General features: G+C 65.4%; 18 protein-coding genes. 13 read left to right on the forward strand and 5 right to left on the reverse strand.

Annotation, left to right across the window (positions count from 1 at the left end; genetic code table 11):
* Positions 1-109: 109 nt before the first annotated feature.
* From nirB to ilvD, 6 genes are all read left to right on the forward strand, one after another.
* On the forward strand, positions 110-2,686 hold the full coding sequence (gene nirB / locus U5768_RS19800) for a nitrite reductase large subunit NirB (protein WP_322032260.1): 2,577 nt from the start codon (positions 110-112) through the stop codon (positions 2,684-2,686).
* A 41-nt stretch (positions 2,687-2,727) separates the two neighbouring features.
* On the forward strand, positions 2,728-3,066 hold the full coding sequence (gene nirD, locus U5768_RS19805) for a nitrite reductase small subunit NirD (protein ID WP_322032097.1): 339 nt from the start codon (positions 2,728-2,730) through the stop codon (positions 3,064-3,066).
* A gap of 73 nt (positions 3,067-3,139) precedes the next feature.
* Positions 3,140-7,294, forward strand: a complete 4,155-nt coding sequence (locus U5768_RS19810) for a bifunctional nitrate reductase/sulfite reductase flavoprotein subunit alpha (protein WP_322032098.1) — start codon at positions 3,140-3,142, stop codon at positions 7,292-7,294.
* 22 nt (positions 7,295-7,316) lie between these two features.
* The gene (locus U5768_RS19815; RefSeq protein ID WP_322032099.1) at positions 7,317-7,565 is read left to right on the forward strand and encodes a hypothetical protein; all 249 of its coding nucleotides are present in this window, start codon (positions 7,317-7,319) and stop codon (positions 7,563-7,565) included.
* Between the two features lie 164 nt (positions 7,566-7,729).
* The gene (cynR, locus tag U5768_RS19820; protein ID WP_322032100.1) at positions 7,730-8,626 is read left to right on the forward strand and encodes a transcriptional regulator CynR; all 897 of its coding nucleotides are present in this window, start codon (positions 7,730-7,732) and stop codon (positions 8,624-8,626) included.
* Between the two features lie 177 nt (positions 8,627-8,803).
* Complete coding sequence (gene ilvD / locus U5768_RS19825) at positions 8,804-10,663, forward strand: dihydroxy-acid dehydratase (RefSeq protein ID WP_322032101.1); 1,860 nt, start codon at positions 8,804-8,806, stop codon at positions 10,661-10,663.
* Between the two features lie 125 nt (positions 10,664-10,788).
* Here the strand turns inward: ilvD and U5768_RS19830 are convergent, their stop codons facing one another.
* Positions 10,789-13,032, reverse strand: a complete 2,244-nt coding sequence (locus tag U5768_RS19830) for an NADP-dependent isocitrate dehydrogenase (RefSeq protein ID WP_322032102.1) — start codon at positions 13,030-13,032, stop codon at positions 10,789-10,791.
* Positions 13,033-13,464: 432 nt separating this feature from the next.
* Here U5768_RS19830 and U5768_RS19835 point away from each other — a divergent pair, with 432 nt between their 5' ends.
* Positions 13,465-13,881, forward strand: coding sequence for a MarR family winged helix-turn-helix transcriptional regulator (locus U5768_RS19835; RefSeq protein ID WP_322032103.1), 417 nt, complete (start codon positions 13,465-13,467; stop codon positions 13,879-13,881).
* Between the two features lie 62 nt (positions 13,882-13,943).
* Positions 13,944-14,192, forward strand: coding sequence for a hypothetical protein (locus U5768_RS19840; RefSeq protein WP_322032104.1), 249 nt, complete (start codon positions 13,944-13,946; stop codon positions 14,190-14,192).
* Positions 14,193-14,225: 33 nt separating this feature from the next.
* On the opposite strand, the gene U5768_RS19845 is transcribed toward U5768_RS19840, so the two are convergent.
* Both U5768_RS19845 and U5768_RS19850 read right to left on the reverse strand, forming a co-directional pair.
* The gene (locus tag U5768_RS19845) at positions 14,226-15,050 is read right to left on the reverse strand and encodes an alpha/beta hydrolase (RefSeq protein WP_322032105.1); all 825 of its coding nucleotides are present in this window, start codon (positions 15,048-15,050) and stop codon (positions 14,226-14,228) included.
* Positions 15,051-15,342: 292 nt separating this feature from the next.
* Positions 15,343-16,251 carry a LysR family transcriptional regulator gene (locus tag U5768_RS19850; protein WP_322032106.1) on the reverse strand — a complete coding sequence of 303 codons (909 nt, stop codon included), beginning with the start codon at positions 16,249-16,251 and terminating at the stop codon, positions 15,343-15,345.
* A gap of 250 nt (positions 16,252-16,501) precedes the next feature.
* On the opposite strand from U5768_RS19850, the gene leuC reads away from it, so the two are divergent.
* The 4 genes from leuC to U5768_RS19870 all read left to right on the forward strand — a co-directional run bounded on the left by leuC (position 16,502) and on the right by U5768_RS19870 (position 21,292).
* Positions 16,502-17,920: a 3-isopropylmalate dehydratase large subunit gene (gene leuC, locus U5768_RS19855; RefSeq protein WP_322032107.1), complete on the forward strand. Its 1,419-nt coding sequence runs from the start codon at positions 16,502-16,504 to the stop codon at positions 17,918-17,920.
* Complete coding sequence (leuD, locus tag U5768_RS19860) at positions 17,913-18,551, forward strand: 3-isopropylmalate dehydratase small subunit (RefSeq protein ID WP_322032108.1); 639 nt, start codon at positions 17,913-17,915, stop codon at positions 18,549-18,551. Before leuC ends, leuD begins: the two co-directional genes overlap by 8 nt.
* Positions 18,552-18,671: 120 nt before the next feature.
* Positions 18,672-19,994 (forward strand): MFS transporter, encoded by a 1,323-nt coding sequence (locus U5768_RS19865; RefSeq protein WP_322032109.1) that lies wholly within the window; start codon positions 18,672-18,674, stop codon positions 19,992-19,994.
* Between the two features lie 104 nt (positions 19,995-20,098).
* The gene (locus U5768_RS19870) at positions 20,099-21,292 is read left to right on the forward strand and encodes a sugar transporter (RefSeq protein WP_322032110.1); all 1,194 of its coding nucleotides are present in this window, start codon (positions 20,099-20,101) and stop codon (positions 21,290-21,292) included.
* 88 nt (positions 21,293-21,380) lie between these two features.
* On the opposite strand, the gene U5768_RS19875 is transcribed toward U5768_RS19870, so the two are convergent.
* Together U5768_RS19875 and U5768_RS19880 are read right to left on the reverse strand one after the other, a co-directional pair.
* Positions 21,381-22,808, reverse strand: a complete 1,428-nt coding sequence (locus tag U5768_RS19875) for a sensor histidine kinase (protein ID WP_322032111.1) — start codon at positions 22,806-22,808, stop codon at positions 21,381-21,383.
* Complete coding sequence (locus tag U5768_RS19880; protein ID WP_321910299.1) at positions 22,795-23,460, reverse strand: response regulator transcription factor; 666 nt, start codon at positions 23,458-23,460, stop codon at positions 22,795-22,797. Before U5768_RS19880 ends, U5768_RS19875 begins: the two co-directional genes overlap by 14 nt.
* A gap of 126 nt (positions 23,461-23,586) precedes the next feature.
* Here U5768_RS19880 and U5768_RS19885 point away from each other — a divergent pair, with 126 nt between their 5' ends.
* Positions 23,587-24,657, forward strand: a complete 1,071-nt coding sequence (locus U5768_RS19885) for an ABC transporter substrate-binding protein (RefSeq protein ID WP_322032112.1) — start codon at positions 23,587-23,589, stop codon at positions 24,655-24,657.
* Positions 24,658-24,669: the final 12 nt, after the last annotated feature.

Genomic DNA, 24,669 nt, shown 5'->3' on the forward strand with positions numbered 1-24,669 from the left:
GCGTCCCCCGAATCCGGCTTCGCGAGAAGCGGGTATCGCGGGACGCCTTTTTTATTGGCAGGGGCTCAGCATGGTGCAAGCAACGAACGCAGTGAACAGCGCCGCCGCGATGGAGATCGTGGTCGTCGGGCATGGCATGGTGGGCCACAAGTTTCTCGAATGCATCCTTGCGGACAGCGCGCTCGACACCCGTATCAATGCGCGAGTGACCGTGCTCTGCGAGGAGCCACGTGCTGCTTATGATCGCGTGCACCTCTCCGGATTCTTCGCGGGCAAGTCGGCGGACGATCTTTCGCTCGTGGCGCCCGGCTTCTTCGATCGCGAGAACGTGCGCCTCGTGCTGAATGCAAAAGCAGTGTCGATCGATCGCGAAGCGCGCACCATTGCGGTGTCCAACGGCGAGACGCTTTCGTACGACAAACTTGTGCTGGCCACCGGTTCCTCGGCGTTCGTGCCGCCTATCGCGGGCAACGACCGCGCCGATTGCTTCGTGTACCGAACCATTTCGGACCTCGAAGCGATGCAGGCGCGCGGCGCGCGGGCGAAGTCGGGCGTGGTGGTGGGCGGCGGCCTGCTCGGCCTCGAATGCGCGAAAGCCCTGCGCGACCTGGGCCTCGACACGCACGTGGTGGAATTCGCGCCGCGCCTCATGGCGGTGCAGGTGGACGACGACGGCGGCCGCATGCTGCGCGGCAAGATCGAGGCGCTCGGTGTGAGCGTGCATACGCAGAAGACCACTCTGGCCATCGTGGACGGCGAAACCGCGGCCAACCGCATGCAGTTTGCCGACGGCACGCATCTCGACGCCGACATGATCGTGTTCTCCGCCGGCATTCGCCCGCGCGACGAAATCGCCCGCGCTTGCGGCCTCGAAACCGGCGTGCGCGGCGGCATCGTGATCGACGACCAGTGCCGCACGAGCGACGCGAACATCTACGCCATCGGCGAATGCGCGCTCTGGCAAGGGCAGATCTTCGGCCTCGTCGCACCCGGCTACGACATGGCGCGCATCGTGGCGAAGGCGCTAATGGGCGACGCGTCGACCTTCGCGGGCGCCGATATGAGCACCAGGCTCAAGCTGATGGGCGTGGACGTGGCGAGCATCGGCGACGCCCACGGCAAGACGCCCGGCAGCCGTTCGTACCGCTACGCCGACGAGCGTCGCGAGGTCTACAAGAAGATTGTGGTGTCCGACTGCGGCAAGAAGCTGCTCGGCGCGGTGATGGTGGGCGACGCGAGCGAATACGGCACGCTGCTGCAGACGATGCTCAACGGCATCGAGCTGCCGGAGTCGCCGGAATTCATGATCCTGCCGCAGGCCGACGGGAAGGCCAGGCCCGCGCTCGGCGTGGAAGCATTGCCCGACGCCGCGCAGATCTGCTCATGCAACAACGTTTCGAAGTCCGAAATTTGTGCGGCCGTGTGCGAAGGCGCGACGACCATCGCGGCGGTAAAAGGCGCGTGTAATGCCGGGACGTCGTGCGGCGGCTGCGTGCCGCTCGTCACGCAGGTCATGAAGTCGGAGATGAAGCGCCAGGGTCTCGCCGTCAACAATCATCTGTGCGAGCACTTCCGTTATTCGCGCCAGGAGCTTTATCACATCGTGCGCGTGGAAGGCATCAAGACCTTCGGCGAATTGCTCGCGAAGCATGGCAAGGGACTCGGCTGCGATATCTGCAAGCCCGCGGTCGGCGGCATTCTGGCGTCGTGCTGGAACGAATTCGTGCTGAAGAAAGAACACGCGAGCCTGCAGGATTCGAACGATTACTACCTCGCCAACATTCAACGCGACGGTACGTATTCGGTGGTGCCGCGCATGCCGGGCGGCGAGGTCACGCCCGAAGGCTTGATCGCCGTGGGGCAGGTGGCGAAGAAATACGGCCTTTACACGAAGATCACGGGCGGCCAGCGCGTGGACCTCTTCGGGGCGCGCGTCGAGCAATTGCCCTTCGTCTGGGAAGAACTGATCGCGGCGGGCTTCGAATCGGGTCATGCCTACGGCAAGGCCCTGCGCACGGTGAAGTCGTGCGTGGGCTCGACGTGGTGCCGCTACGGCGTGGGCGACTCGGTAGGCTTCGCAATCGAACTCGAAAACCGCTACAAGGGCCTGCGCGCGCCGCACAAGATCAAGTTCGGCGTGTCGGGCTGCACGCGCGAATGTGCGGAGGCGCAGGGCAAGGACGTCGGCATCATCGCAACCGAAAAGGGCTGGAACCTTTACGTGTGCGGCAACGGCGGCATGAAGCCGCGCCATGCGGAACTGCTCGCGTCCGATCTCGACCAGGCGACGCTCATGCGTTACGTCGACCGTTTCCTCATGTTCTACGTGCGCACGGCCGACCGCCTGCAACGTACGAGTGTGTGGCGCGACAACCTCGAAGGCGGCCTCGATTATCTGATCGACGTGGTCGTGCACGACAAGCTTGGCCTTGGCGCCGAACTCGAAGCGGAAATGCAGCTCGTGGTGGACACCTACGAATGCGAATGGAAGAAGGCCGTGACCGATCCTGAAACGCGCCGGCGCTTCCGCCACTTCGTCAACAGCGACGCGGGCGACCAGCACGTGACCTTCATCGAAGAGCGCGGCCAGATTCGCCCGGCCACTCCAGAGGAACGCACGCAGGTTTCCCGGGCCGCCCGTTATGAGTCGCTGACTGAAATTCCCGTAGTCGTCGAAACCGCTTGATTCCCCTGCTGATTTCCTCTCATCGAACCAAGGACTACGAAATGAGCAACGATAGCAACTGGGTGCCCGTCTGCACGCTCAACGACATCGTGCCGAACACCGGCGTGTGTGCGCTCGTGAATGGCGAGCAGGTCGCCGTCTTCCATGTCGACGACGGCGCCGCGCGCGTCTATGCCATCGGCAACTACGATCCGAACTCGCATGCCGCAGTGCTCTCTCGCGGCCTCGTGGGCAGCTTCGGCGAGCGCGTCGTGGTGGCCTCGCCCATCTACAAGCATCACTTCGATCTCTCTACCGGCGAGTGCATCGAAGCGCCGCAGCACTCGGTCCACGCGTTTCCCGCACGCGTGGAAAACGGTCAGGTCTGGATTGCCGCCTGACCCACATGACGGCGCGGCGAGCACGAAGCGCCGCGCGCTCTGAAACCGCTTCAAGCCGATATCGATCGACCGCATGAGCATCGAAAGCGTAAAAAGCGTTTGCCCGTACTGCGGCGTGGGCTGCGGGATGATCCTGCATGTGGAGGACGGCCGGGTTGCGAGGATCTCCGGCGACGCCGAGCATCCGGCCAACTTCGGCCGCCTCTGCACGAAAGGGTCGTCGGCGCACGTGGCGCTGCGCAAGTCGGGCCGTCTTGAGCGCGCCTTCGTGCGTCGCGCGCGCGACGAAGACCCGGTGCCGCTGCCGCTCGCGCAGGCAATCGCGGATACGGCGCGCCGCCTGCGCTCGACGCTCGACGCGCACGGCCCCGACGCGCTTTCGTTCTATGTTTCGGGGCAAATGTCGATCGAGGCGCAGTACCTCGTGAACAAGCTTGCCAAGGGCTTCGTGCGCACGAACAACATCGAGTCGAACTCGCGTCTGTGCATGGCGAGCGCGAGCAGCGGCTACAAGCTCTCGCTGGGCGCGGACGGGCCGCCGGGCTCGTACCAGGACTTCGACAAGGCGGACCTTTTCTTCGTGATCGGCGCGAACATGGCGGACTGCCATCCGATCCTGTTCCTGCGCATGATGGACCGCGTGAAGGCGGGCGCGAAACTCATTGTCGTGGACCCGCGCCGCACGGCGACTGCGGAAAAGGCGTCGCTCTTTTTGCAGATCGCGCCGGGCGCCGATCTCGCGCTGCTCAACGGCCTGCTGCACTTGCTGCACAAAAATGGCCACACGGACGCCGGTTTCATTGCACAGTACACCGAAGGATGGGACGCGATGCCCGCGTTTCTCGACGACTACACGCCGGAAAAGGTCGCCGAAATCACGGGTCTCGCGGCTGACGACATTCGCCGCGCCGCGCAGATGATCGGCGAGGCGCCCGAGTGGATGAGCTGCTGGACCATGGGCCTGAACCAGAGCACGCATGGCACGTGGAGCACTAACGCGATCTGCAACCTGCATCTGGCGACGGGCAGGATTTGCCGCCCGGGCAGCGGGCCGTTCTCGCTCACGGGGCAACCGAACGCGATGGGCGGCCGCGAGATGGGCTACATGGGGCCGGGCTTGCCTGGCCAGCGCACGGCACTCGCCGAAGACGATCGCGCGTTCGTCGAAGCGGCGTGGGGCGTCGCGCCCGGCACGCTGCCCGCGAAGGCGGGCGGAGGCGCCGTCGACATGTTTTCGCGCATGGCGGCGGGCGAGATCAAGGCGTGCTGGATCATTTGCACGAACCCCGTGGCGAGCGTCGCGAACCGGCAAACGGTGGTCGCGGGTCTGAGGGCCGCCGAACTGGTGATCGCGCAGGACGCTTTTCTGGACACCGAAACAAATCAGTACGCCGACGTGCTGCTGCCCGGCGCGCTCTGGGCCGAGGCCGAGGGCGTGATGATCAACTCCGAGCGCAACATGACGCTCATGCAGCAGGCCGTCGAGCCGCCGGGCGAGGCGCTGCCCGACTGGCAGATCATCGCGCGCGTGGCGTGCGAAATGGGATTCGCGCACGCATTCGACTACGCGAGCGCCGCCGAGGTGTTCGACGAAATCACGCGCTTCGCGAACCCGAAGACGGGTTACGACCTGCGCGGCGCGACCTACGCGAAACTGCGCGAAACGCCGCTGCAATGGCCTGTCGCGCCTCATGCCGCGAGCGACCGCAATCCGCTGCGCTATGTGAACGACGGCGTGAGTCAAACGCTCAAGGAAAACGCAGACGGCACGCGCCCGCGCATCGCCTTCGCCACGCCGCACGGCAAGGGCGTGTTCTTCGCGCGCCCGCATGTCGCGCCGGCCGAACTGCCCGATGGCACGTTCCCGATCGTGTTCAACACGGGCCGCTTGCAGCACCAGTGGCACACCATGACGAAAACCGGCAAGGTGGCGATGCTCAACAAGCGCAACCCGGGGCCCTTCGTCGAGATTCATCCCGAGGACGCCGCCGCGCTCGGCATTGCCGCGAAGGACCGCGTGGAAGTGCGCTCGCGCCGCGGGCGCGTGGTGCTGCCCGCGCTGGTGAGCGAGCGCGTGCGCCCCGGCAACTGCTTCGCGCCCATGCACTGGAACGACGTGTATGGCGAGGAACTTTGCGTCAACGCGGTCACGAGCGATGCGGTCGATCCCATTTCCCAGCAGCCCGAACTGAAATTCTGCGCGGTGGCGCTCTCGCGCGTCGGTCCGCCATCCACGCCGCGCGAGACCGGGCGCGCGCCGCGGGCCGCCAACCCGACTCAGGAATACGACATGTCCCGTATCGATGCCTTTTCGACGCTGCTCGGCCTCGACGACGTCGCCGCACCGCAACTGGGCGACGCGCAACGTCAGTACCTCGCGGGCTTTGTGGGCGGCCTGCGCACGTTGCGGGCGGCCGAGCCCATTGGCGTGCCGACGCTGCCCGCGCACGCGCCGTTTCCCGCCGACACGCGGGTATGGCTGGACGGCCTGCTGGCCGGTCTCTTTAGCCGCGGCGAGCCCGCCGCGCGTACGGCGCCGCCCGCCGCGCCGCCCTCGTCAGCCGCGCCGGAAGAAAAACCGCACGGCGTACGCATCGCGCATACGCGTCCGAAAGTCGTGCTGCTGTGGGCCTCGCAAACGGGCAACGTCGAATCGCTCGTTGAGCGATCCGCGACACAACTGATGGAATCGGGCTTCGAGATTCGCACCGCCTGCATGGCGGATTATCCGCTCGCGACCCTCGAAAAGGCACAATATGCACTCCTGATGACCAGCACCTTTGGCGACGGCGACGCGCCCGACAACGGCGAAGGGTTCTGGAGCGCGCTCGCGGCAGAAAACGCGCCGCGTCTCGCGTCGCTGCGCTTCTCGGTGCTCGCCCTCGGCGACCGCAACTACGACGCGTTCTGCGGCCACGGCCGCAAGCTCGACGCACGCCTCGAAGCGCTGGGCGCCACGCGTCTCATGGAGCGCGTGGATTGCGACAGCGAATACCAGAGCGCCGCCGACGCATGGCTCGATCGCATCGTCGTGCGTATCAAGCAGGAAGACGCGGCGCTGCACGCCGTGCCCGCCGACGGCTCGATCCCCGAAGTGCTGCCCGGCTGCGCGACCACCAGGGCGCGCCCGGCCGCCTCGAAGCTGCTGAAGAACGTGCGCCTGAACATGAAGGGCGCGACGAAAGACACGCGCTACTTCTCGCTCGCGACGAGCGAAGCGGGCCTCGACTACGAAGCGGGCGACGCGCTCGGCGTGTGGCCGACCAACTGCCCTGCGCTGGTGGACGAATTGCTGGGCCTCACGCGCCTTGCGGCCGACACGCCGGTCGCCGTGAGCGGCCACGGCGAGATGCGCCTTGGCGAGGCGCTTGGCAAGCACTACGAAATAGCGCGCCCGACCGCCGACGCGTTGGCGTTCATTGCGTCGCGTACGCGCTCGCGGGGCCTCGCCGCCATGCTGGACGAAACCCGCAAGGGCGACCTGCGCAACTGGCTCTGGGGCCAGCAGCTCGCCGACGTGCTCCACGAATACCCCGTCGACGTGAGCGCGCCGGAACTGCTCGGCATGCTCAAGCGGCTGCAGCCGCGCTTATATTCGATTTCGTCGAGCCCGAAGGCGCATGCGGGCGAGGTGCATCTGACCGTTTCGGCGGTGCGTTACAACAACGGCCGGCGCGAGCGCAAGGGCGTGGCCTCGACCTTCCTCGCCGACCGTGCGCATGAGGGCAGCGTGCCCGTGTTCGTGCAAAAGAGCACGCATTTCAGGCCGCCGCGCAACGGCGACGCGCCGATGATCATGGTCGGCCCCGGCACGGGTGTCGCGCCGTTCCGCGCGTTTCTGCACGAGCGCCAGGCGCGCGGCGACACGGGCCGCAACTGGCTCTTCTTCGGCGAGCAGCACGCGGCCACCGACTTCTACTACCGCGACGAACTGGAGCAAATGCGCAAGGACGGCCACCTGAACCGGCTCGACCTCGCGTTTTCGCGCGACCAGAGCGAGAAAGTCTACGTGCAGGACCGCATGCGCGAGCAGGGCGCGCAGCTATGGGCGTGGCTGCAGGAAGGAGCGCACCTGTACGTGTGCGGCGATGCGAGCCGCATGGCGAAGGACGTGGACGCAGCGCTCCGCGAGGCGGTGGCGGCCCATGGCGGCATGAGCGCCGAAGCCGCCCACGACTACGTCAGTGCGCTCGGACGGGACAAACGTTACGTGCGCGACGTCTACTGACGGGGCGCGGCACGGCTTCAGCGTGGCTCTGCAGGAGGCCGCCGCCTGCACGCCATGTTTTAAGCGCGCGAAACCGGCGCGTGCGCGCCTGATCCGCGCACGCGAAACTTTCATCTTCATTGCCGAGCCCGGCGTAAAGACCGCCTTTGGCGCCTTTGGCCGCGACGGGTTCGGGCAGCAGGACGGCGATGAGAAACGTCAGGCACGAGCCTGCGAACACCGCCGCCACGCTCATCGCGATCGACTCGAACATCCGTTTGCTCCCCGGTAGAATGGTGTGCGGCGCGCAATGCCGCGCGTACCGCGCAGCGCATCGCCGCCGTCGCAATCCATTTTGCTCAGGGCGCGCAGCCACGTCCAAGACGATATTTGGATCGTGACGATAAGCGCACCTTATGAAAAAAATCCGCAGAGATTCGGGAGACAGCCATCTTGATGCTTCGCTCGATACGTTACGTGCTCACCGTGGCGGAGTTGAAGAATTTCACGCGCGCCGCCGAAGTGCTGCACGTTTCGCAGCCCGCGCTTTCGCAGCAGATCCGCCAACTGGAAAACGATCTAGGCGGTGCGCTGTTCGACCGCAGCGGCCGCGCCATCAGCCTCACCGAATTCGGGCGCGTGTACATCGAGCACGCGCGCCAGGCGCTCGCGCATCTCGACGCCGGCAAGCGCGCGCTGCACGAGGTGCGCGACCTCACGCGCGGCCTGCTGCGGCTCGCGTATACGCCCACGTTCGCGGAATATCTGATCGGCCCGGCGCTGCGCGGTTTTCGCGAGGCGCACCCGGCAATCGCGCTCGAAGTGAGCGAGCGGCCGCTGGAAGACATCGAAGGCGGGCTCGAGCGCGACGAACTCGATCTCGGCGTTGGCTTCACGGACGTGCGCTCCGACGAAATCGAAGTGCGACCGCTTTTTGCCGAGCACATGGCGCTGCTCGTGGCCACGCGCCATCCGCTCGCGCGACGCCGCGCGGAGGTCACGGCGGACCAGCTCGCGGCCATGCCGCTTGCGCTGCTGAGCCCCGACTTCGTGGTGCGCCGCTTCGCCGATGCCTATTTCCGCGCGCATCAGTTGATTCCGCGCGTGATGTTGCAGGCCAATTCGGTGGGCACGGTGCTCAAGCTCGTGAAGGACGGCACGCTTGCCACGCTGCTGCCTTCGGCGGTGCTGCGCGAGCATCGCGGGCTCGTCACGCTGCCCGTCGTGCCCGCGTTGCCGCAGCGCACCGTCGCGCTGCTCAAAAGGCGGCATGCGTCGAGCACGCTCGCCGCCAACGCGTTTTCAGACGTGGTGCTGGGGTTGATTGCGCAAGAGGGGTTGGGCGAAGCCTGAGGCGGGCGCCGCCTGGGTAGCCCCGCGCCCAGCGCTCCCGCCAACGCGCCCCCCATCCCTGTGGGATAATCGCAAAGTTTGCCCAGAGCGCAGCTCAAGAGGTTGTTCGCAAGGGCGTGCGTGGGGCCTTATTCCCGTGGCCCGCTTCCTTTCTGCGATTTTTCTCCTACAGCCACAATGCCCGCATACCGTTCCAAAACCTCCACCGCCGGCCGCAACATGGCAGGCGCGCGTTCCCTCTGGCGCGCCACCGGCATGAAAGACGAAGACTTCGCCAAGCCGATCATCGCGGTCGTCAACTCGTTCACCCAGTTCGTTCCCGGCCACGTGCATCTGAAGGACCTCGGCCAGCTCGTCGCGCGCGAAATCGAAGCCGCGGGCGGCGTGGCCAAGGAATTCAACACGATCGCCGTGGACGACGGCATCGCCATGGGCCACGACGGCATGCTCTATTCGCTGCCGAGCCGCGACATCATCGCCGATTCGGTGGAATACATGGTCAACGCGCACTGCGCCGACGCCATGGTCTGCATCTCGAACTGCGACAAGATCACCCCGGGCATGCTCATGGCCGCCATGCGCCTGAACATTCCCGTGATCTTCGTCTCCGGCGGCCCGATGGAAGCGGGCAAGACGCGCCTCGCGAATCCGGTGACGAAGGCCATCGAAGTCAAGAAGCTCGACCTGATCGACGCGATGGTGATCGCCGCCGACAGCAAGTACTCCGACGCCGAAGTGGCCGAAGTCGAGCGCTCCGCCTGCCCGACCTGCGGTTCGTGCTCGGGCATGTTCACGGCCAACTCGATGAACTGCCTGACCGAAGCGCTGGGCCTCTCGCTGCCGGGCAACGGCACCGTGGTCGCCACGCACGCGGATCGCGAGCAACTCTTCAAGCGCGCCGGCCGTCGTATCGTCGAACTCGCGCGCCAGTACTACGAGCAGGAAGACGAGCGCGTGCTGCCGCGTTCGGTGGGCTTCAAGGCGTTCGAAAACGCCATGACGCTCGACATCGCCATGGGCGGTTCGACCAATACCATCCTGCACTTGCTCGCCATCGCGCAGGAAGCGGGCATCGAGTTCGGCATGGCCGACATCGACCGCCTTTCGCGCGTCGTGCCGCAGTTGTGCAAGGTCGCGCCGAACACGAACAAGTACCACATCGAAGACGTGCACCGGGCGGGCGGCATCATGGCGATCCTGGGCGAGCTGGAGCGCGCGGGCAAGCTGCACACCGACGTGCCGACCGTGCATGCGCCCACGCTTGGCGACGCGCTCAAGCAATGGGACATCACGCTCACGCAGGACGAAGCGGTCAAGACGTTCTACATGGCGGGTCCCGCCGGCGTTCCCAGCCAGGTCGCGTTCAGCCAGAACACCCGCTGGCCGAGCCTCGATTCGGACCGCGCCGAAGGCTGCATCCGCTCGTACGAGCACGCGTTCTCGAAGGAAGGCGGCCTCGCCGTGCTGACGGGCAACATCGCGCTCGACGGCTGCGTGGTGAAGACGGCGGGCGTGGACGACAGCATTCTCGTGTTCGAAGGCACGGCGCACGTGACCGAGTCGCAGGACGAAGCGGTCGAAAACATCCTCGCCGACAAGGTCAAGGCCGGCGACATCGTGATCGTCCGTTACGAAGGCCCGAAGGGCGGCCCCGGCATGCAGGAAATGCTGTACCCCACGAGCTACATCAAGTCGAAGGGTCTCGGCAAGGCGTGCGCGCTGCTGACCGACGGCCGCTTCTCCGGCGGCACCTCGGGCCTGTCGATCGGTCACTGCTCGCCGGAAGCGGCGGCGGGCGGCGCGATCGGCCTCGTGCGCGACGGCGACAAGATCCGCATCGACATTCCGAACCGCACGATCAACGTGCTGGTTTCCGACGAGGAACTGGCGCGCCGCCGCGAAGAGCAGAACGCGAACGGCTGGAAGCCGGCGAAGGCGCGCCCGCGCAAGGTGTCGGCGGCGTTGAAGGCTTATGCCAAGCTCGTGATGTCGGCGGACAAGGGCGCCGTGCGCGATCTCTCGCTGCTCGACGATTAGGCCTTTTGAGCACCAGGCGGCCTGTGAAGGCCGCCAAAAAAAATCGAGCCTCCCACAGCGATGCGGGAGGCTCGATTCATTTGGGAAGTCCGTTCCCCGCCGAAGCGGGGAACGCATTCCATTGCTTACTTCGCAGCGGCTTCGAGTGCGGCGTTGAACGTCGCGCTCGGGCGCATGACTTCAGCGAGCTTCGCGAAGTCCGGCTTGTAGTAGCCGCCGATATCGACCGGCTTGCCCTGAACAGCGGCGAGTTCGCCGACGATCTTCTGCTCGTTACCGGCCAGTGCCTTCGCGAGCGGCGCGAAGTGAGCGGCGAGTTCCGCGTCGTCCTTCTGCGCGGCCAGCTCTTGCGCCCAGTACATCGACAGATAGAACTGGCTGCCGCGGTTGTCCAGCTCGCCGGTCTTCGGCGACGGGCCCTTGTTGTTGTCGAGCAGCTTGCCGGTGGCGGCGTCGAGCGTCTTCGCGAGCAGCTTGGCGCGTGCGTTGTTCGTCTTGATGCCGAGGTCTTCGAGCGACACGGCCAGCGCGAGGAATTCGCCGAGCGAGTCCCAGCGCAGATGGTCTTCCTGAACCAGTTGCTGCACGTGCTTCGGAGCCGAACCGCCCGCGCCCGTTTCGTACATGCCGCCGCCGGCCATCAGCGGAACGATCGACAGCATCTTCGCCGAGGTGCCCAGTTCCATGATCGGGAACAGGTCGGTGAGGTAGTCGCGCAGGATATTGCCCGTGACCGAGATCGTGTCCAGACCGCGGATCACGCGCTCGAGCGTGTAACGCATTGCGCGCACTTGCGACATGATCTGGATGTCCAGGCCGTTCGTGTCGTAATCCTTCAGGTACGTTTCGACCTTCTTGATCACTTCGTTTTCGTGCGGACGGTACGGGTCGAGCCAGAACACGGCCGGCGTGTTCGAGTTCTTTGCGCGCGTGACGGCGAGCTTGACCCAGTCGCGGATCGGCGCGTCCTTCACGAGGCACATGCGCCAGATGTCGCCTTGCTCGACTTCCTGCGTGAGCGCGTCGAGCACTTCGTTGCTTGCGTTGTCGACGATGCGCGCCGTGCCGTCCTGCGGGATTTCGAACGTCTTGTCGTGCGAACCGTACTCTTCCGCCTTCTGCGCCATCAGGCCGACGTTCGGCACCGTGCCCATGGTCTTCGGGTCGAACGCGCCGTTGGTCTTGCAGAAGTTGATGATTTCCTGGTAGATGCGCGCGAACGTGCTTTCCGGAATCAGGCACTTCGTGTCAGCCGGGCGGCCATCGGCGCCCCACATCTTGCCGCCGGCGCGGATCATCGCGGGCATCGAAGCGTCGACGATCACGTCGTTCGGTGCGTGCAGGTTCGAGATGCCCTTGGCCGAGTCGACCATGGCGAGCGCCGGACGGTGCTCGTGGCACGCGTGCATGTCGCGGATGACTTCTTCGCGCTGCGATTCCGGCAGCGTTTCGATCTTCGTGTAGAGATCGACGAGGCCGTTGTTGACGTTTACGCCCAGTTGCTCGAACAGCCTGGCGTGCTTCGCGAACGCGTCCTTGTAGAACACGCGCACGGCGTGGCCGAACACGATGGGGTGCGAAACCTTCATCATGGTCGCCTTCACGTGCAGCGAAAGCATGACGCCGGTCTTGCGCGCGTCTTCCATCTGGTCTTCGTAGAAAGCCAGCAGGGCCTTCTTGCTCATGAACATGCTGTCGACGATTTCGCCAGCCTGGAGCGAGACCTTCGGCTTGAGGACGATGGTTTCGCCGCCCTTCGTCACGAGTTCCATGCGCACTTCGCGCGCCTTGTCGTTCGTGACCGACTTTTCGCCGTGGTAGAAGTCGCCGTGCTTCATGTGCGCGACGTGGGTGCGCGAAGCCATGCTCCACTCGCCCATGCTGTGCGGGTGCTTCTTCGCGTAGTTCTTGACGGCGAGCGGCGCGCGGCGGTCCGAGTTGCCTTCGCGCAGCACCGGGTTCACGGCCGAGCCGAGGCACTTCGAGTAGCGCTTCTGGATGGCCTTTTCTTCGTCGGTCTTCGGATCTTCGGGGAAGTCAGGGACCTTGTAGCCCTTGCCCTGGAGTTCCTTGATCGCGGCGACGAGCTGCGGCACCGATGCGCTGATGTTCGGCAGCTTGATGATGTTCGTTTCCGGCAACTGCGTGAGACGGCCCAGTTCGGCCAGATTGTCCGGCACGCGCTGTTCTTCCGTGAGGAATTCCGGGAACTCGCCGAGGATACGGCCCGCAACGGAGATATCGCTGGTCTCGACGTTCACGCCGGCCGGCGCAGCGAAGGTGCGGATGATCGGCAGAAACGCGCTGGTGGCGAGCAGCGGCGCTTCATCGGTCAGGGTATAGATGATGGTGGGTTGCTGGGTACTCATCGGCTTCTTGGCGGGGTTCAAAAACGGGGTGATAACACCACCGGCTGCGCGCAGTCGGCGAAACACCTGGATTTTGCCTGATTTTGCGCTCGGCCGGGGAGCAAGCGTGCATGTATTTCATATCGTGGAAAGCGCTTGCGCCATGTTAATTGATGAGAAATGCGGCACGTTTGCCTTGTTCGGCCTGCCTTTGGCTGAAAACGTTTTCGTGCGGGAGGCCCGTTGCATAAGGCTTTGCAGCACGATATACCAGATTCGGCCGTAGGCGAGAGCTTTTGCGGATCGTACCCCGTATATCCTGTCAAGCTGGTAAAGACCCTTGTGAAAACGCAAGTGAATCGGCGAGTCTTATATAAGAATTTTGTCTCGCGAGCCTCGCTGCGACCCGCGATAACAGTTGCCTTGCTAATCAATTCATGGTCTTATTCGCTCATGTTCGATCACTGCCTTTACTTCAATTCGTCGGCGCTCGCCCGTCTCGTCGAGCGTGAGTGGAGCGCCGCCTATGCGCCGTTCGGCCTCACGCCCGCGCAAGGCTTTGTGCTGCGCGTGGTGCTCGCGAAGCCCGGGTGCCTGGCGAGCGACGTTGCGCAAACGCTCGGCATTGCGCGGCCCACCGCAACGCGCCTCGTGGACAACCTCTGCGAGAAAGACCTGCTCGCGCGCCGCCAGGGCGAAGCCGACGGCCGCGAGTGGGGCCTCTTTCCCACGGCGAGCGGCACGGCGCTCGACGGCCCGATCAACGGCGCCAGCGCCGACGTTGCGCGGCGTTTGCGTGCGCAGGTGGGCGCGGACCTGTTCGAATCGACGGTCAGCGCCATGCGCAAGGTACGCAAAGGACTCGCGTAAAGGCGTTCGCGTCTTTTTTAAAAGCCAAATGATTGTCTTGCTAATCAATAAGGAGAAGAGCGATGAACGAAGCGGCGCTAAAAGGGAGCGGCGATGAAGCCTGGCGTTGGGCGACGGGCGTCGCGATCGCCGCGCTGGCGGTGGGCGGCGTGATTGCGGCCATTCTCGTGATGCCGCGCGCCATGGAAGCGAACAACCGCGCGTGCATGGCGGCCTACGCGAACGATCTGCACGCGGATCTCGCGGCGTTCGCGCAAGACCCGGCGTGGCAGGCGCAATACGTCGAAGCGTTGACGGCGTGCTCGCGTTGAGCGGGCACGCCGCGCGCGCTGTTACGTGCCTTGTTATTTGCGGTTGAGGAACGCGAGCAGGTCGGCGTTGACCTGGTCGGCCATCGTCGTGCACATGCCGTGCGGGCCGCCCGGGTAGACCTTGAGCGTCGCGTCCTTGACGATCTTCGCGGAGAGTTTGCCCGAGTCGTCGATCGGCACGATCTGGTCGTCGTCGCCGTGCAGGATCAGCGTGGGCACGTCGAACTTCTTGAGGTCTTCCGTGTAGTCGACTTCGGAGAACTCGTGCACGCAGTCGTGCAGCGCGAGGATGCCGCCCAGCATGCCTTGTTGCCAGAACGAATCGATCACGCCCTGCGAGACCTTCGCGCTGCTGCGGTTGTAACCGTAGAACGGCGTGGCGAGGTCCTTGAAGAACAGCGAGCGATCGGCGATCACGCCTTTGCGGATGCCGTCGAACACGTCCTTGGGCAGGCCGCCCGGATTCTTCTCGCTCTTGATCATGATGGGCGGCACCGCGCCGATCAGCACCGCGCCCGACACGCGCTTCGTGCCATGGCGGCCGATATAGCGCGCGACTTCGCCGCCGCCCGTGGAGTGGCCGACGAGCGTGGCGTCGTTCACGTCGAGCTTGTCGAGCAGGTCGGCGAGGTCGTCGGCCCATGTGTCCATGTCGTTGCCCTTCGCGGGCTGATCGGAGCGGCCGTGGCCGCGGCGGTCGTGTGCGATCGTGCGAAAACCGTTTTGCACGAGAAAGAGCATCTGGGCGTCCCAGGCGTCGGCGGTCAGCGGCCAGCCGTGAGAGAACACGACGGGTTTGCCGCTGCCCCAGTCCTTGTAGTAGATCGACGTGCCATCGCGGGTGGTGAAGGTGCTCATGGAAACTCTCCGGTTTCAAAGTACAGCGTCACAAAGCAGACGGACGCCGGCGCGTGCCGCGCGCGCATTCGCGCTGCGCGCGTCGGTGTGGCGGCGGCCGGGGATGGGCAATGCGGGTGGAGCGTGCCGGAACCTGCGCGTAATCGTACGAGACGAACGAGGCGGGAAGCACGCGACCCAGTATAGAGAGAACGCCCGAGCGATGAGACGAAGCTGTGCGGCCCCGAAATCTTCGCGGCGCGAGTGACGTTTGCAGACGGCTCGTGAACCCGCGAGCCGCCCGTACGCGCGGCTAGGTCATTTCCGCGCCGGGCGTATTGCCCAGGTAGTCGCCGAGAAAATCGACAAAGCTGCGCAGCTTCGCAGAGAGCTTGTTGCGTTCGAGATAGATCGCGTGAATATCGGCGTTGGGCAGCGCCCAGTCGGCCAGCAGCGGCACGAGTTCGCCGCGCTCGATGTGCCCGGCGATTTCCCACTGCGAGCGTACGACGATGCCGCGCCCGTCGAGCGCCCAGCGCAGCACGGCGCTGCCGTCGTTGCTCGACAGCGCGCCGTCGACCTTCACGGTTTCCGCGCGCTTGCCCCGCGAAAAGTGCCACGTGCCGTAGGCCGAATCGTTTTCGCGCAGCACGATGCACGCGTGGCGCGTGAGATCGTGCGGCGCGGAGGGCGTGCCGTGCCGCGTCACATACGCCGGCGCGGCGCACACGATGCGCCGGTTCTTCAGCAGCAAACGCGCGTTGATGCGCGCGTCGGGCACCTCGCCGAAGCGGATGCCGAGATCGAAGCCTTCTTCCTGGAGGCTGAGCGGGCGCTCCGTCAATTGCAGTTGAATTTTCATCGAGGGAAAGCGCTCGACGTAAGCCGACACGGCGGGCGCCACGCGCGCGCGGCCAAAACCGAACGACGCGTTCACGCGCAGCAGCCCGGCCGGCTCGCCGCGGCTGCGCGTGACGAGGTGTTCCAGTTCCGAGAGTTCGTCGAGGATGCGCGAGCCGTTCGCGAGGTAAAGCTCGCCTTCCGGCGTGAGCGAAAGACGCCGCGTGGTGCGGTTCACGAGCCGCACGCCCAGGCGCTGCTCCAGTTGCGCGAGCCGCTTGCTGACCGCTGGCGGCGTGACGCCCAATTCGCGCGCCGCCGCCGCCAGATTGCGGTTGCGCGCCACGAGCGCGAACAGATTCAGATCGGAGAAAGCATCCACGACTTGGCTCCCGTGCGATTCGTTCCTGGAAGTTACGACCGGATTGCTTTTGCGGAAACCCAATCGCTGAAGGCATCAATTAGACTGCATGCAACCTCGGGAGACAAGCATGTTCGAAGGTTTCACCCCGGCGCCGGCGGATATCGACGGCGTTCGCGTCCACCCGATCGCTGGAACGCGGGCGTGAAAGGCGGGGCGCTGCCGTTTCTCCTGTGCTGATTCGTTCGTCATTTTCTAGTCGGGCTTCGTCATGTCCTCACACACGCTTTACCGAAAACTGGTTGATTCGCACACCGTATCGATTATCGACGCCGAGCACGTTCTGCTTTACGCCGATCTGCACATCATGAACGAGTACACGAGCCCGCAAGCTTTCGCGGGCTTGCGCGAGAAGGGCCTGCGCGTGCGCCGGCCGCGCCAGCAGATGGGCGTGGTCGATCACGTGATTCCCAGCAAGCCGGTGCCCGTGGCCGCGCGCACGATCGAGATTGCCGATGCCGCGAAGCAGGCCGCGAATTTCACGCGCAACTGCGTGGAGCAAGGCATTCATCTGTTCGACATTCACGACGCCATGCAGGGCATCGAGCATGTGGTCGCGCCCGAGATCGGGCTGATTCGCCCCGGCATGGTCGTGCTGTGCGGCGACAGCCACACGACCACTTACGGCGCACTGGGCGCGCTGGGCTTCGGCATCGGCACCTCGGAAGTCGAGCACGTATTGGCGACGCAGACGCTCGTGTATCGCGTCGCGAAGGACATGCGCATCGTCGTGGACGGCGTGCTGCCGCCGGGCACGACGTCGAAGGATCTCGTGCTGCACGTTATCGCGAAGATCGGCGCGCAGGGCGCGCGCGGCTACGCCGTGGAATATGCGGGCGAAGCGGTCGCCGCGCTTTCCGCCGAGGCGCGCATGACCCTGTGCAACATGACCGTGGAGGCGGGCGCGCGCGCCGCGCTGATCGCGCCGGACCGCACGACGCTCGACTACGTGGCCGGCAAGGTGCGCGACCTCGATGCAAAGACGCTCGACGCGGCCTGCAACGCGTGGTCGAAACTGCGTTCCGACGACCACGCCCATTTCGATGTCGAGCATCGCTTCGACGCCGCCCGCGTCGCTCCATACGTGACGTGGGGCACGAGCCCGGACCAGGCCGTGCCGGTGGACGGCCGCATTCCCGCAGCGGCCGAAGGCGCGGGGCTCGACGCCGCGACGCTGCACAAGGCGCTCGATTACATCGGTCTGGCCGAAGGCGCGCCGATCGAGGGCACGCCGATCGACCGCGTATTCATCGGCTCCTGCACGAATGCGCGCATCGAAGACCTGCGCGCGGTCGCCCAGGTCGTGCGCGGGCGCAAGGTGGCCGCGACGGTGCGCGCGATGGTCGTGCCGGGTTCGGGCATGGTGCGCGACCAGGCCGAGCGCGAAGGCATTGCGCGCACGCTGATCGACGCGGGCTTCGAGTGGCGCCAGCCGGGCTGCTCGATGTGCCTCGCGATGAACGACGACGTGCTCGCGCCGGGCGAGCGCTGCGCCTCGACGACGAACCGCAACTTCGAAGGGCGCCAGGGGCGCGACAGCAAAACGCATTTGATGAGTCCCGCGATGGCCGCCGCCGCCGCGATTGCGGGCCGCATCGTCGACATTCGCAAGGAGCTTGCTCATGGCTAAGCCGTTCACGATCTCGGGCGTTGCCGCGCCGCTGCCCGTCAACAACCTCGACACCGACCAGATCATGCCCAAGCAGTTTCTGCTCGGCATCGACAAATCGGGCCTCGCACGCGGGCTGCTATACGATTTGCGTTTCGATGCCGATGGCCGGGCGCGCGAGGCTTTCGTGTTTAACCGGCCTGAGTATCGCGGTGCGAAAGTGCTGATCGGCGGCTCGAATTTCGGCTGTGGATCGAGCCGCGAGCATGCGGTGTGGGGGCTGCAGCAGGCGGGTTTCGAAGCCGTGATTGCGCCGAGCTACGGCGAGATTTTCTACTTCAATGCGACGAATAACCGGCTGTTGCTCGTTACGCTGCCGCCCCAACAGATCGAGGCGCTGGTCGCGGAAGTCGCGAGCGGCGACGACAAGCACGTGTCGATCGACGTCGATAACGGAGTCGTGATCGCGCCTTCAGGCAAGCGCCATGCGTTCTCGCTGCCCCAGCGCCAGAAGCAGATGCTCGTGGAAGGGCTCGACATGATCGGCATGACGCTGCGCCAGCAGGAAGCGATCGACGCCTTCGAAGCGAAGCACTGGGCAGCGCAGCCCTGGAGCCGCATCGACCTGCCGGCGCAGCAGCGGCTCGGCTAACCTCGCGGCTAACCCCCATTCATAACCAGACCATTCGTGCAACGCACGCAACGGCACAGAGGCGCATTTTCTGCGAGGCGACCGCCGAACGCGGCCAGTGCGCCCAAACGGAGACAACCCATGAACATTGCCGCAGTCCATCCGCAGGACGCCGCCACGCTGGAATCGAGCGTCGTGCGCAAGGTTTCACGGCGCATCACGCCGTTCATCATCGTGCTGTATTTCCTCAGCTTTCTGAACCGCGTGAACGTCGGCTTCGCGGGACTCACGATGAATCACGACATCGGGCTCACGCAGGCCATGTTCGGCGTGGGCGCGGGGATTTTCTTCGTCGGCTATATCGCGGCGGGCATGCCGTCCAATCTCGCGTTGCAGCGCGTTGGCGCCCGCCGATGGATCGCACTGCTGATGGTTGCGTGGGGGCTGCTTTCCGCGGCCACGGCGTTCGTTACGGGCCCGTACAGCTTTTATACGCTGCGCTTCGTGCTGGGCCTCGCGGAAGCGGGCTTTTTTCCCGGCATCATTCTCTATCTGAGCTTCTGGTTTCCCGCGCGCCATCGCGCGTTCGTCACGGCGATGTTCATGACCGCCGCGCCGCTGTCGAACATGATCGGCTCGCCCATCTCCGGCGCGCTCATGAGCCTGGAGGGCGCGGCGCATCTGCATGGCTGGCAGTGGCTCTTTCTCGTCGAAGGCGCGCCGACCGTGCTGCTCGGAATCGTTTCGTACTTCTATCTGACCGACCGGCCCGAAGATGCGCAGTGGCTCGCGCCCGCCGAGCGCCAGTGGCTGAGCGGCGAAATGCGGCGCGAACGCGAAGCGAAGGCGGCGCAGAGCCAGTCGAGCGTGTGGGGGGCGGTGAAGGACCCGCGCGTGCTGCTGCTCGCGCTCGTGTATGCGGGGACCTCGACGGGCCTCTACGCCGTCGGCATCTGGGCGCCGATGATCATCCACCGCTTCGGCTTCAGCTACTTCGAACTGGGCCTGGTAAACGCGATACCGAATCTGTTCGCAGTCTTGACGATGGTGCTGTGGGCGCGCAACTCGGACCGCACGAACGAACGCCGCCTGCACGTTGCGATTGCGTGTCTCGCGGCCGGTATCGGCATGCTGATGTCCGGACATGCCGCCAACGCCGTCGTGCTGATCGTCGGGCTTTCGATTGCGAACTTCGGCATCAACGCGGCGAAGCCGCCGCTGTGGAGCATGCCCACGCAGTTTCTGTCGGGCTCCGCCGCGGCGGCAGGCATTGCGATCATCAATGCGATGGGCAGCCTCATCGGCGGCACGATCGGCCCGATGGTGATCGGACGGTTGCGCGATATGAGCGGCGATTATTCGCTGGGGCTGTATTTCGTGAGCGCCACGCTCTTCGTTTCGGCCGCGCTCGCCTGTGCGTTCGGGCGGCGCGCGCGGCGCGCGATGGTGCGCGTAAGCCAATGAGCCGGCGGCGAAGACGCAGGGCCGGAAGAACTCCTGTACGGTTCAGGCATGGCAATCCGCTTGATACGCGATAATCGCCCTTTATCGATTCCCGCCTCTTTCGTATGTCGACGCCTGAACCGGTTTCTTCGGGACACGCCTGGTGGGGCGTGCTCGTATTGGCGCTCTCGGCCTTTATTTTCAACACGACGGAATTCGTGCCCGTCGCGCTACTGAGCGCCATTGGCGAGAGCCTGCACATGGAGCCGACCGACGTCGGCCTCATGCTGACGATCTATGCGTGGACGGTAGCGGTGGCGTCGCTGCCGTTGATGCTGCTCACGCGCAACGTCGAACGCCGCAAGCTGCTGGCCTGGATATTCGCGCTCTTCGTCGCCAGCCATATCGTGACCGGCATGGCGTGGAATTTTACGGTGCTGATGATTGGCCGGATCGGCATTGCCTTTGCGCACGCGATATTCTGGTCGATCTCCGTTTCGCTGGTGGTGAGGCTCGCGCCGCCCGGCAACAAGAGCCGTGCGCTCGCCATGCTCGGCATGGGCTCGTCTATCGCCATGGTGGCCGGCATTCCACTCGGGCGCGTGATTGGCGAAACGCTGGGCTGGCGGCAGACGTTCTTCGTCATCGCGGGCGCGGCGGCGTTTGCGCTGCTGCTGTTGCGCCTGATGCTGCCCGCATTGCCGAGCCAGCAAACGGGTTCGTTCAGCAGCGTGCCGGTATTGTTCCGAAAGCCGATGCTGGCTTCGCTCTATCTGCTGACGGTACTCGTCGTTACCGCGCAGTTCACTTCGTATACGTATATCGAGCCCTTCATTCATGCAGTGGGCAACCAGAGCAGTCAACGCATCACGTATATCCTGATCCTGTTCGGCAGTGCCGGCATTCCCGCGGCCATTTGCTTCAATCGCGTTTATCCGCGCGATCCGGGGCGGTTCCTGCAAGCGGCCGTGATTGCCGTGTGCGTGTGCCTGCTCGTGCTGTTTCCCGCCGCGCTCTCCATCGTTACGTTGTCGGTTCATACGCTGGTGTGGGGCGGCGCGATCGTTTCCTTCGGCCTCGCCATGCAGGCATGGGTGCTCAAGCTCGCGCCCGAAGCCTCGGACCTCGCGGTCTCGATCTATTCCGGCCTCTATAACGTGGGGATCGGCGCGGGCGCGCTGCTTGGCAACCACATCGCCAATGGCTTCGGTGTGTCGTGGATCGGCAGCTTCGGCGGCGTCGTGGGCGGCCTTGGGGCGGCGGTGTGCTGGCTCGCGTTGCGCATGTACGCGCGCGCGCATCCTCCTTCAGCGCACTGACGCGCAGCTTGCGGCCAAGGCGCGGCGAAGCTGCGCGATGCCGGCTTCGATATCGGCATGCTCGTGCTCCCGCGCTTTCGCGAGACGTCTACGTTGGCGTAGCCGCAGGCGGTTCGGCTTCCGCGCAGGGAAACGTCAGCACTACTGCAAATCCGCCCCCGGCGGGAAACGCGAAGTTTACGCGACCTCCGTGCGCCTTCATCACCGCCTGCACGATGGCGAGCCCAAGGCCGGAGCCCGTCGCGCGCTCCGCGCCTTCCTGGCCGATGCGCTCGAACGGACGCAGCGCGGCGTCCCAATGTTCGCGCGCGATGCCGCCGCCGTTGTCGGTCACGGTCAGCGTAACGGCCTGCCGCGCAGCGTTTACGGTGACGACGATATCGTCGGCCTTGCCATGCAACAGCGCGTTGTGCAGCACGTTCGACAGCGCTTCCTGCAGGCTCACGGGGTCGCCCGCTATCCACACTTGCGGCGCGCTGCTTTCGAACGCCACTTTCACGTCGCGTTCGTCGGCAAGCGGAATCGTGCGGCCCAGCACTTCTCTCGCGAGCCTCGCCAGGTCCACGCGTTGCAACGGCACGACTTCCGTGCGATGAATCACCATCGCGTGATTGAGCAACTGGCCCGTGAGACGGCCCACGTCCGAACAGGTGGCGCGCAACGCTTCGAGGCGCGCGGCGTGGCGCGCGGGATCGGACTCCGTGCTGAGCAACTCGATCTGCGCATCGAGCCGCGCAATCGGCGTGCGCATCTGATGCGCGGCGTCGGCGATAAAGCGCTGCATGGCCGTCATGCGTTCCGCGAGGCGGCCGATCAACCCGTTGATGGCGCCGATCAGCGCGTTGATCTCGCTCGGCGTGTCGTGCGCCACGGGCCGCAGGTCGGCGGGATCGCGCGCGGCGATGATTTGCTCGATCTGCGCGAGCGGGCGCAGGCCGCGCCGGATCGCAAGTCCGCTTGCGCCGATGGCGAGCACGCTCATCAGCAGAATGAGCGTCCACACCTTCAGGCTCATATCGTTCGTGAGTTGCTGGCGCGCGTGGGTGGTCTGCGCGACGGTGACGAGGGCCCAGCCGGGCGGCCGCGCGTCCGGCATATAGCGTCCGATGGTCGCCGTGCGCACGCGCTCGCCCTGATAGCGGGCGTTCGCGAACGTCGGGCCCTGGCGTGCGCGCATTGCGCTCGCCGTATTGGCCGGGCCGGGCAGGTCGCCATAACCCGCAACGACGAGGCCGCGCGCATCGACCACCTTGTAGTAGACCACGTCATAGCGCGAGAGCGTGGAAAGCGCGGCCACCGGCGGATTGAGCGCGAGCACGCCGCCCTGCACGTAGAGGTTTTCCGCGACCTGGATGGTTGCGCCCGCAAGCAGTTGATCGTAGGCGCGCTCGGAAGCGACGCCCGCGTAATAGCGCGCGATGCCCGCGAGCGCCGCTGCCCCCGACGCCACCACGAGCGCGACGAAGAGCAGCGTGCGGCCGAGCAGCGTTTTGGGGAACCAGTCAAAGCGCGGCAATTTGATATCCCATGCCGCGCGCCGTGCGGATTTCCACCGAACTGCCCTGCAGCTTCTTGCGCAGGCGCGTGACGTATTGTTCGACCGCGTTCGCGGTCGGCTCGTTGCCGTAGCTGAATAACTGGTTCAGCAGTTCCTCTTTCGGGAAAATGCGCTGCGGACGGCTCGCGAGGATTTCGAGCAGCGCGAATTCCTGGCGCGAAAGCGAAAGCGCTTTGCCGTCGAGTTCGGCAAGCCGGCTGCTGCGGTCGATGGCAAGACCGCCGAGCCTCACGACATCGTTCGCATGCCCGCTGTTGCGGCGCAGGAGCGCCTGCACGCGCGCTTCGAGTTCGCGGTAATCGAATGGCTTGACGAGGTAGTCGTCGGCGCCGAGGCCGAGGCCGCTCACGCGGTCGTCGATGGCCGAGCGCGCGGTGAGGAGCAGCACCGGCGTGGTCGAGCCCGCCGCGCGCAGGTTGCGCAGGATCGCGAAGCCGTCCATGGCGGGTAGCATCACGTCGAGCACGACCAGGTCGAAGCGCTCGACGCCGAGCAGGCTGTTCGCCGTGGCGCCGTTCGCTTCGAGGTCCACCGCATGACCGAGGCGCGTGAGACGGCTGCGGACCGCCGCGCCGATTTCCGCGTCGTCCTCTACCACCAGAATGCGCATGATGCCGTTCCTGCCAAAATCTTCATGGGTGCGATTGCGGGTTTTCCCGAGGTCTATGATGCGTGTTTTCTCAGCATTTTCTCAGACTCGCCCGGTAATCTCGCGAACCATGGAAGATGCAGCGACGTGATTACGACACGAACCTCTGGAGACGGCAAGCTGCTGCGCGTGAAGTCGCCGCGGCGGCGCTCGCTCGTCGCGGCCGGACTCGGCGCGGCAGCCGTTGCCGCGGGGCTCGCTTCCGGCCCGCTCAGGGCCGCGCCGCGCACGGTGCGCATTTCGAAGGGCTATGGCCTGCTGTATCTGCCCTTGCTCGTGATGGAAAAGGCGCGGCTCTTCGAACGGCATGCGGCCCGCCAGGGGCTCGCGAACGTGAGCGTGGAATGGGTGAGGCTCGACGGCGGCAATTCCGTAGACGACGCCATGATGGCCGGCACGCTCGACTTCGCCGCCGTGGGCGCGCCCGGCTTCATCGAATTGTGGGCGCGGGCGCGCGGCATTCCGAACGTCGAGGTGATCGGCATCAGCGGCCTTTCGGCCACGGCGCTCTCGCTCAACACGAACCGCCCGCAGATCGCGACGCTGCACGACTTCACGCCCAACGACCGCATTGCGGTGCCGGGCATTCGCACCTCGCTTTCGGCTGTGGTGCTGCAAATGGTGGCGAGCAAACTGCTCGGCCCGCAGCACTTCGCGAAGCTCGATTCGATCACCGTGGGCATGCCGCATCCGCAGGCCATGCAGGCGCTGATCCGGCGCGAGGGCGGCGTGACGGCGCATTTCGCGTCGCCGCCATTTTCGACGCTCGAATTGCAGCAGCCGGGCATACACCGCGTGGTGAATTCGGTGGACGTGCTCGGGCCGCTCACGCTCGACGTGGTGTTCGCGCCCAGGCGCCTAGTCGACACCGAACCGGCGCTCGCACGCGCGTTCCTTCAGGCGCTGGACGAGGCGAACCGGATGATCGCGCAGGACAAGGCCGCGGCGGCGCAAATCTATGTGGATTCGTCGGGCTTCGGCGCTTCGCGCGAGCATGTGGTGCAGACGCTCGCCGCGCCGGAGTCGCGCTTTTCGGTGTGGCCCGAGCAGTTGATGGAGTACGTGGATTTTCTGTACATGGTGGGCACGATCAAGGCGAAACCGCGCGTGTGGAGCGACATGTTCGTGGCGATGCTCGCGGACTTCCGTCCATCGTAGATACACGCACAG

The sequence above is a fragment of the Paraburkholderia sp. J76 genome, from assembly GCF_905220295.1.
Taxonomy (GTDB): Bacteria; Pseudomonadota; Gammaproteobacteria; order Burkholderiales; family Burkholderiaceae; genus Paraburkholderia.